Annotated in this window: 8 protein-coding genes, 7 tRNA genes and 1 rRNA gene; 2 read left to right on the top strand and 14 right to left on the bottom strand. The window is 48.1% G+C overall.

Annotation, left to right across the window (positions count from 1 at the left end):
• Positions 1–168 precede the first annotated feature (168 nt).
• The 11 genes from INF30_RS14380 to INF30_RS14335 all read right to left on the bottom strand — a co-directional run bounded on the left by INF30_RS14380 (position 169) and on the right by INF30_RS14335 (position 4,463).
• Positions 169–1,041 (bottom strand): LysR family transcriptional regulator, encoded by an 873-nt coding sequence (locus INF30_RS14380; protein WP_226395700.1) that lies wholly within the window; start codon positions 1,039–1,041, stop codon positions 169–171.
• 48 nt (positions 1,042–1,089) lie between these two features.
• Complete coding sequence (locus INF30_RS14375) at positions 1,090–1,728, bottom strand: SOS response-associated peptidase (protein ID WP_226395699.1); 639 nt, start codon at positions 1,726–1,728, stop codon at positions 1,090–1,092.
• A gap of 32 nt (positions 1,729–1,760) precedes the next feature.
• Positions 1,761–2,150 (bottom strand): hypothetical protein, encoded by a 390-nt coding sequence (locus INF30_RS14770; protein ID WP_311136029.1) that lies wholly within the window; start codon positions 2,148–2,150, stop codon positions 1,761–1,763.
• Positions 2,150–2,662: a PD-(D/E)XK nuclease family transposase gene (locus INF30_RS14765; RefSeq protein ID WP_311136028.1), complete on the bottom strand. Its 513-nt coding sequence runs from the start codon at positions 2,660–2,662 to the stop codon at positions 2,150–2,152. Before INF30_RS14765 ends, INF30_RS14770 begins: the two co-directional genes overlap by 1 nt.
• A gap of 255 nt (positions 2,663–2,917) precedes the next feature.
• Entirely contained in the window at positions 2,918–3,571 is a 654-nt protein-coding gene (locus tag INF30_RS14365) for a pentapeptide repeat-containing protein (RefSeq protein WP_226395698.1), read from the bottom strand.
• 191 nt (positions 3,572–3,762) lie between these two features.
• Positions 3,763–3,848: transfer RNA gene (locus INF30_RS14360), tRNA-Leu, on the bottom strand.
• A 28-nt stretch (positions 3,849–3,876) separates the two neighbouring features.
• Positions 3,877–3,949: transfer RNA gene (locus INF30_RS14355), tRNA-Val, on the bottom strand.
• Between the two features lie 102 nt (positions 3,950–4,051).
• Positions 4,052–4,125: transfer RNA gene (locus INF30_RS14350), tRNA-Asp, on the bottom strand.
• Between the two features lie 62 nt (positions 4,126–4,187).
• Positions 4,188–4,261 (bottom strand) — tRNA-Ile (locus INF30_RS14345).
• Positions 4,262–4,288: 27 nt separating this feature from the next.
• A tRNA-Thr gene (locus INF30_RS14340) sits at positions 4,289–4,361 on the bottom strand.
• A 30-nt stretch (positions 4,362–4,391) separates the two neighbouring features.
• Positions 4,392–4,463, bottom strand: a tRNA-Glu gene (locus tag INF30_RS14335).
• Between the two features lie 243 nt (positions 4,464–4,706).
• On the opposite strand from INF30_RS14335, the gene INF30_RS14330 reads away from it, so the two are divergent.
• Both INF30_RS14330 and INF30_RS14325 read left to right on the top strand, forming a co-directional pair.
• Positions 4,707–5,792: a CdaR family transcriptional regulator gene (locus tag INF30_RS14330; protein WP_226395697.1), complete on the top strand. Its 1,086-nt coding sequence runs from the start codon at positions 4,707–4,709 to the stop codon at positions 5,790–5,792.
• Positions 5,793–5,887: 95 nt separating this feature from the next.
• Positions 5,888–7,015, top strand: coding sequence for a glycerate kinase family protein (locus tag INF30_RS14325; RefSeq protein ID WP_226395696.1), 1,128 nt, complete (start codon positions 5,888–5,890; stop codon positions 7,013–7,015).
• Positions 7,016–7,061: 46 nt separating this feature from the next.
• Here the strand turns inward: INF30_RS14325 and INF30_RS14320 are convergent, their stop codons facing one another.
• The 3 genes from INF30_RS14320 to INF30_RS14310 form a co-directional block, all read right to left on the bottom strand.
• Positions 7,062–7,934 (bottom strand): aldose 1-epimerase family protein, encoded by an 873-nt coding sequence (locus INF30_RS14320; protein WP_226395695.1) that lies wholly within the window; start codon positions 7,932–7,934, stop codon positions 7,062–7,064.
• 64 nt (positions 7,935–7,998) lie between these two features.
• Positions 7,999–8,071, bottom strand: a tRNA-Asn gene (locus INF30_RS14315).
• Between the two features lie 78 nt (positions 8,072–8,149).
• Positions 8,150–8,247 (bottom strand): 23S ribosomal RNA (locus INF30_RS14310); the annotation flags it as partial.

The following is an 8,247-nucleotide window of genomic DNA, read 5'->3' as shown; positions in this document are numbered from 1 at the left end:
ACAGCTTTTACTGCTGATTTTGAAGCGAGACTGCCGAAATATCTGCGTAACGCACTCCATCCAGAGGCTATAGGGGCATAAATCACTATTTTGTCAGCTGAAATATTGAATTTTCAAGGAGCGAAGCTCATTTCAGGTATGGGAAGTCTTAGTAATTATCATTTTACATCATCTCATCTGCTCACGGAAATATTCCAGGAATTTTCCCGCAACCCCGGTAAACGGCTGGGAGCGCTTCCATGCCAGGACTGAGGCCGTGGAAAGCTCCGGCCAGAGCGGGCGGAAAACCTGTCCCCGTCCTTCATAGGACTCCATAGCCCCTTCTATGGCCAGAAAGCAGGCCTCTCCCGTGTTCATCATGACAGTCATGTCTGTGATCAGATTAAAGGAAGCAAGGATATTGAGGTTCAGAAAATCCTCCCCCAGCCAGTTGGAGATCTCACTCTGGACAGACTGCCGGCTGGGGGTGATCAGAAGCGTTTCTTTTAGTTCCGCTTTTGTGATCCGGCTCTTTTCCGCCAGCGGATGGCCTTCCGGTATGAAAAGCCCCCACCTCTCCTTTTCCCGAAGACGGATGTAGTCATACCTGCTGATGTCCACCGGTTCCAGGAGCAGTCCAAAATCCAGAAGCCCCTTATCCAGCCTCTCTTTTACATAGTCCGATGTGTTTGTATAAATCTCATACTGCACTTCCGGATACATTTCCCGGAAAGCCAAAAGCTTCTCCACCAGAATGTGGGATGACTTCAGTACGCCGCTGCCGATGGAAATAACGCCTCCCACCTCTTCCCTGGAGGCGAATTCATCCTCAATCCTGTCCATCAGTTCCGTCACTTCTTCCGCTCTTCTTCTGAGCAGCATACCCGCATCCGTCAGCGTAAGTCGCTTGCCCCGGACAAACAGCGGCGCTCCAAGTTCATCCTCAAGCTGTGCCATCTGACGGCTTAAAGTCGGCTGTGTGACATGGAGCGCCTGCGCTGCCTTTGATATATTTTCTTCCCTGACTACAGTCAGAAAGTATCTGAGTACCCTTATATCCATCTGTCTTCTCCTTTTTCCTTGCACATACCACAGCCATCTGCGACTCTTTTACAGTTTCAGTCCCAGATCTTCCAGTGTCGTCTGCTCGTACTCCTGGAATTTATCAAGCTTTGCAGGAACCCTGTGCAGAACATATTCCAGAAAATCATCCTCAAAAATCCAGCTTTCCAGCTCTGTTTTTCCAAGAAGAACAGGCATCCTGTCGTGTGTCTTTCTGACAGAGACATTTGCCCCGGTTGTCAGAATCACAAACCTCTTTTCCCCCTGGAAATACTGATAAAACCCAGCCATGTAAAGCACCGGGGAATCTTTGTCTGAAAATTCCGCTCTATTCCCATCAGCATCCCACTCATAAAAACAGCCTGCTGGAAGGATGCAGCGCCTGCTCCTTACGCTGTCCCGGAACATGGGCTTCTCCAGCACCGACTCCGCCCTGGCATTGATGAGAAGTCCTTTTTTCCGTCTCTCACCTCCATACTGCCCGTCCCTCTCCGGCATGGGAACCCCCCAGGTCATACTCTCCACAGATATCCTGTTGTCCTGTCCGGTCAGGACCATCGCCTTCCGGGAAGGAAGGACATCTCCCTCCATATCCCCCGGAAACCCTCTGTATTCCTGCAGATCCAGACCTGTGTCTTCCTGCAGCGTCTGCATCATATTTTTATCTATGTGATACCGTCCGCACATGGCTGTCTCCTTCTTCAAGCAGCATCTGTTTACTATCCCTGTAATCCAGGCCACGCTGCCCAGCTTTCCTCTTCTGTTTCGTCCATTTTCGTCAAAAGAAAATCATACATTTTCTGCACGTGAGACAGATCCTCCTCAAGCATCTCTGCGATTTCCGCAGCGCTGCAGCCTCTGGCAATCTTTCTGCGGACCTGCGTAAACAGATGATACTCCCGGCCTTCTGCGCGCCCCTCTGCCAGACCTTCTTCCCTGGCTCTTCTGGTCTCTATAATCTTCTCTTCCCACTCCTGCATATATTTCACCCCGATCTCTTCACTTGATTTGATCCTGGCGATCCTGCTCTGCAATTCTCTGATCTTCCCGCTTTTACAGGAATTACTGACCTCTTCTGTGGTGTGTTCTATGTAATGAAGCAGCTCCATCAGTTCTTCCGGCACCCCTGTCCGGTCTTTTCCCCGGTATTCAGAAAAATCCGCACCGCTCCATCTTCCAGCGGCATCTCCGGATCTTCGTCGCACCTCATCCGGAACGTATATCGGTACAGCCCTTTTCCAAAAAGGTCAAAGGGTGCGATCATAATGACATACACCTGGTTCATACGGTCAAAGTCAACTTCTCCCGGTTCCAGAAGTTTTGTGTCAATCATTCCCTGGTACAGCCTGCTGCGCTTTGGAAGATTGCCGGTATCCTCTTTCTGAACCTCTGTGTCATAGAGATTACCCTCCTCGTCCATAGCCATAACGTCCAGACGGATATAACGTAAAAGCGGAGAACTGCGCTGTTCTTTTTCTGTCTGAGGAGGATATTTCAAAAGAACATCCCTTCCCAGAATAATCTCCAGGATCGTCTGCATGATGACCGGATCTTCCATTGCCTCCGCAAACAGAAAACGATCCAGCAGGTTGAGGTCTTTTAATGCTTTGTGAATCGCCATTCTTATTTCTCCTTTCATTATAAATGGCAAAGGGCAGTCAGACAATAAGAACATGAAAAACGGTGCTTCCTGCCATTGCCGCCCGAAAAATAAATCTGAGAGGGATTGAAAATAATGAAGATATTTTGCGAAATATACAAGAACTCTCAAGATAGTGTCAGAACCTCTCTCCGCGGCAGCATAGATGTGCCGCCGCCGGAAAGAAGTAATAAAAGATTAACATATAAACATAAATCCGTCAACCATTTCTGTGCATCAGTAAAGCATGGCAATTTCTTTTGACAGATAGAAATGAATTCCTCTTGTTTTTTCATTCCATCTGTCCGGATCAAAGTCCGCGACTTCCAGCCATTTCCCGGCCTCATAGACAAATGTCTCATCCCTTCCGGACCAGGCCCGGTCCAGAACCTTTCCAGTCTCATCCACGATCTCAAGCACTCTGGCCCGGTCCGCCCTGCAGCGGTAGGAGGTGGCAGAATTGCGCTTTGCATCTTCCGGTATATAGAGCTTGACAATAGCACACCGCTGGCCCGCCACCGCCTTCTTATACCCGATAAAGCTGCCCTCACTGGGACAGACCGGAAAATAGAACATAGTGCACTCATTGACACGGATATCGGAAAGGACAGCGTGTCTTAAATTTGCCCGGAACAAGTTGACGTTTCTCAAATCCGCTCCTGTCAAATCCGCCCCCTCCAGATTCGCATACCCGAGATCTGAATACCGGAAAGAGCAGCCCTTCAGATTGCATCCCCTGAAGTCTGCATGGTAGAGATTTACCTTTTTCAATTCCAGTCCGGACAGATCCAGCCCTGCAAAAACAGGACTCTTCCCGGCCGCGTCATTCCGAAGCCATTCATCATACCGCTTAAGCAGTTGATCCAGTTCTTTCTGTGTCAATGTCTGCATGTTCACTTCACACCAGCTTTTTCCTTTTCAAAATCAACTGACATTTTAATCTGTCTCCCGGCAAATGTCAACCTGCCGGTGTTTCTGGAAAATTTGCAAAGGAGAATCCGAACAAACTTGTACAACTTCTACACAAAAAGAAAAGTGCTTCAACCCCTTTATTTATAAGGGTTTGAAACACTTCGCACAAATGCCGCAGACCGGAATCGAACCGGTACGGGAGGTTAGTCCCGCAGGATTTTAAGTCCTGTGCGTCTGCCAGTTCCGCCACTGCGGCATATCTCATATGGAATTCTTGAGATGAATGGGGCCTATAGGGCTCGAACCTATGACCCTCTGCTTGTAAGGCAGATGCTCTCCCAGCTGAGCTAAGACCCCAAATGAAACAACCTCTCTGCTAAGCTCTTGAAAAACCTCGCTGAGCCATCAAGTTGTAGCTTAACACTAGCCTCGAAAAAACTCGGCAAGTGCCAAAGCTAACGACCCAGAAGAGACTCGAACTCTCGACCTCCGCCGTGACAGGGCGGCGCTCTAACCAACTGAGCCACTGGGCCATATAAAATATAATATGTAATTCGAGTACTCAGCGCCTTCCTGACGGCACTTTTGTACTCAGTGGACCTTCGGGGACTCGAACCCAGGACCGACCGGTTATGAGCCGGTTGCTCTAACCAACTGAGCTAAAGGTCCAAAATTATCAGTCCCTTTAAGGACCAAAGCCGATGATCGGACTCGAACCGATAACCTGCTGATTACAAATCAGCTGCTCTGCCAATTGAGCCACATCGGCGTGCTATGCGAACTTAGTAGTCGGCGCAAGTGACTCCGACGGGAATCGAACCCGTGTTACCGCCGTGAAAGGGCGATGTCTTAACCTCTTGACCACGGAGCCATATCTGGTCGTCTTGCAAAATTTGAAGAACAAACTTATCAAGTGACCGTTTTATATGATATCATACCATCTTATAATTTGCAAGAATTTTTTAAATTTTTTTCTGAAATCCATCCACCTTCGCCTTATCAAATATTAGAAGTATACATAGCCTGAGCAGGATGTGTTGACATTCCTCTCAGATACCGCTATAACTAAATTTAGATTAGAAATTTAAAACCATTCGCCGGAAGGAGAACCTACATGATCCACAGAAAAACTGCACAGCAGATCGTAGACACTGTCAAAGATGTCTGCGGATACGATATTAATTTCATCAATGAAAGTGGTCTTGTCATTGCCAGCACAGACCCGGCCCGCATCGGCATGATCCACGAGGGCGGAAAGCAGGTCATCGAACGGGGCGAGACTCTGGAAGTGAACCAGGACGATCTTCTCCCCGGCACAAAAAAAGGTGTAAACATTCCGGTCTTCCGAGGCGGCGTACTTGCCGCGGTCATTGGCATCAGCGGGGATCCAGAGAAAGTACGGGTTTTTGCCCATCTGGCAGAGCGGATCACTCTCCTTATTCTCCGGGAGCAGGAATTGGGCGCAAGAGCCCGCTCTCTTGCCGAAAAGAAAAATTATCTGCTGGATCTTCTCCTGGAGAAAGGCGCAGAGAAATCTTCTGGAAGTTATTCAGAACTTCTCGGGGAACTGAAACAGTTTCACATCGATCCGGTCTCACCGAAGCGGATGCTCTTTCTCCGTCTCCAGCACTCTGAAAAAGAAAGTCTCTCCGGGCTGGAAAGTTATGCGGAGCGCCTTCTGGATGAACTGCCTGGCTGCCTCTATGGCTATCAGTATCCGTCCTTTTTCCGTGTGCTCATCAATGACCGGGATCTGGACTTATTTCGCGAAAAATTAGAGCAATTTCATAAAATCCATCCTTTCGCTCTTCTGGCAGGAGCCGGCACCTCTGTATTCCTTGAAGATCTGCCGCACTCTCTGTCCACAGCGCGGATCGCACTGAAAGCTCTGAAGCCAGGGGAAATCTTCTCCCTGTTTGACGATCTTACATTGGAAGTCCTGCTGTCCGCTATTTCTGTGGAAAACCAACGCATTTTTTCAGAGAAAATTCTCTCCCCTTTATCTGACGATGACCTTCATCTTTTAGAAATATACTTTGAGAAAGACCAGTCACTCTCTGATACTTGCCAGGCCCTTTTTCTTCACAAGAACACAGTACAGTACCGGCTGAACCGCATTCACCGTATCTGTGGATTTAACCCCAGGAATTTTCGCGATGCTGCTGTTCTTTACCTCGCTCTGAAATCTTGTCATGAATAACATATTTCTTTTCTTTTTTGTCACAAATTCTATTTATATAACAAAGAAAAGATGATAGACTAAGAGTATCAGATAAGACTAAGGAGGAATTTCTAATGAAAGTTGTTGCTGCAATAGACTCATTTAAAGGAAGCCTCTCTTCCATGGAAGCCGGAAATGCCGCCAAGGAAGGGATCCTTCTTGCAAAACCAGGCACAGAAGTCGTCATAAAACCTCTGGCAGACGGCGGAGAGGGCACAACAGACGCACTCATCGAGGGTATGAACGGAGAGAAAGTGGAGATGACCGCAGCAGGTCCGCTTGGAACTCCTGTAAACTGCTACTATGGATACCTTCCCGAAAGTCAGACCGCCATCATTGAAATGGCTGCCGCCGCTGGCATCACCCTTGTCAGCGATGCTGAAAAAAATCCGCTGCTGGCCTCTACATACGGTGTGGGCGAAATGATCCTGAATGCCGTGGAAAAAGGCTGCCGAAATTTCATCATCGGCATAGGAGGAAGCGCCACAAATGACGGAGGTATTGGCATGCTCAAGGCTCTGGGCTTTTCTTTCGCAGATGCAGATGGAAATGATCCAGGCGAGGGCGGACAGGCTCTGGCAAAGGTTGAATCCGTCCATACCGATGGGAAGAATCCCCTTCTGAAAGAATGTCATTTCCGGATCGCCTGCGATGTAAACAATCCTCTCTGCGGTACAAACGGAGCCACCTATATCTACGGCCCCCAGAAGGGTGTCACAGATGACATGAAAGAAACTCTGGACCAGGGAATGGCCCACTATGCAGAAGTGGTATCCCGGGATCTTGGCTGTGACTATACAGACTACCCAGGTGCAGGCGCGGCCGGAGGGCTTGGATTTGCTTTCCTCTCCTTCCTGGGCGCAGAGCTCTCACCGGGCATTGATCTGATCCTGAACGCTGTGGGCCTGGAAAATGAACTGAAAAATGCAGATGTTGTCATCACCGGAGAAGGGCGTCTGGATCACCAGACAGCCATGGGAAAAGCTCCCGTGGGAGTGGCAAAGCTGGCCCACAAATACGGTGCAAAGGTCATTGCCATTGCAGGAAGCGTCACACGCGAGGCTACTGCCTGCAACGATGCCGGCATCGATGCATTCTTTCCTGTGGTCCGCGGTGTCACCACGCTGGAGGACGCAATGAAACCAGAAAATGCCAAAGAAAATATCAGACAAACAATGAACCAGGTCTTCCGCCTTCTCTAAGGCGGAGGACCTGGTCCTCTTTCAATCCTTTATTTTGAAAAATACTTTAAGAGATAAAATTACTCCAGCAATTCTCATACACCTTACCGCCTTTTAATCGGATCAAGTCACTCTTGCACCGGAATTCCTCCACGATATCCTGCCTGGAAGGCAGAGATGTCCATGGTTCGATACAAAGATAGGGTGCTTCCGTCTTTGGCGCATGCCAAAGGCCAAGATATGGGAGATCCGGATAGGAAACTGTGACCTGCCGGCTTCCTTTCTGACTTTTTAATGTCACACAGTCAGACATATTCTGCAGCACGACCGCGTCATCATCAAACATACCATGGTAAAGCGGCAGGATCTTCCCATTCTGGAGAGGAAATTCTGTATTCTCTCCACTCAAAAAGCATGCATCTGTATGCCCCACTCTATCTGGACGGCATGCAGTTTTAAATTCAAGAATATAATCCTCGAAATCAAGATCATCCTCTAACGGCACTCTGAATCCCGGGTGTCCGCCAATTCCAAAATACATTGTATCCTCCGAGAGATTCTCTACACAGTACCCTATTCTGATCTCATTTTCAAAGAGAGCATATGATACCTGGAGAGAGAAATGATATGGATAAGAGGAAAAGGTTTCTTCAGTATCTCTGAGTTCCAACACGATCCGATCCTCTTGCAGCTCTTTAACCTGAAAAGGAAGTCCACTGGCAAAGCCATGTATTCCCATGGCATATTCTTTTCCATTCAGCGTATATTTCCCTTTCGTAAAACGTCCTACAAATGGAAAGAGTAATGGCGCTCTGTCCCCCCAGTTGGCTGGGTCTCCATTCCAAAGATATTCAACAGAATCTCTCTGGATAGATCTCATTTCAGCACCTTTCGCTGAAACTGTTAAGGTTATATATTCATTACTGATCTGATGCTCCATTTCTGCCTCCTGTCTACAATTAAAAATAAAACCCGCAAATACTTAAATTTACGGGTTTTTCAAGCTCCCCCTGTTGGACTCGAACCAACGACAACTCGGTTAACAGCCGAGTGCTCTACCGACTGAGCTAAGGAGGAATATTTAATTAAGGTATCATGTACCTTCAAAACCACATACAAGAAATCGCTCTATCTTCCATCTCTTCCCGAACCTTTATGGTTATGCCCTCGACCGATTAGTAACAGTCAGCTCCATGTGTTACCACACTTCCACCTCTGCCCTATCTACCTCGTCGTCTTCAAGGGGTCTTACT

The organism is Claveliimonas monacensis, assembly GCF_014982975.1.
Taxonomy (GTDB): domain Bacteria; phylum Bacillota; class Clostridia; order Lachnospirales; family Lachnospiraceae; genus Claveliimonas; species Claveliimonas monacensis.
The sequence above is the reverse complement of the archived record's forward strand: the minus strand, read 5'-3'. Positions and strand labels throughout refer to the sequence as shown.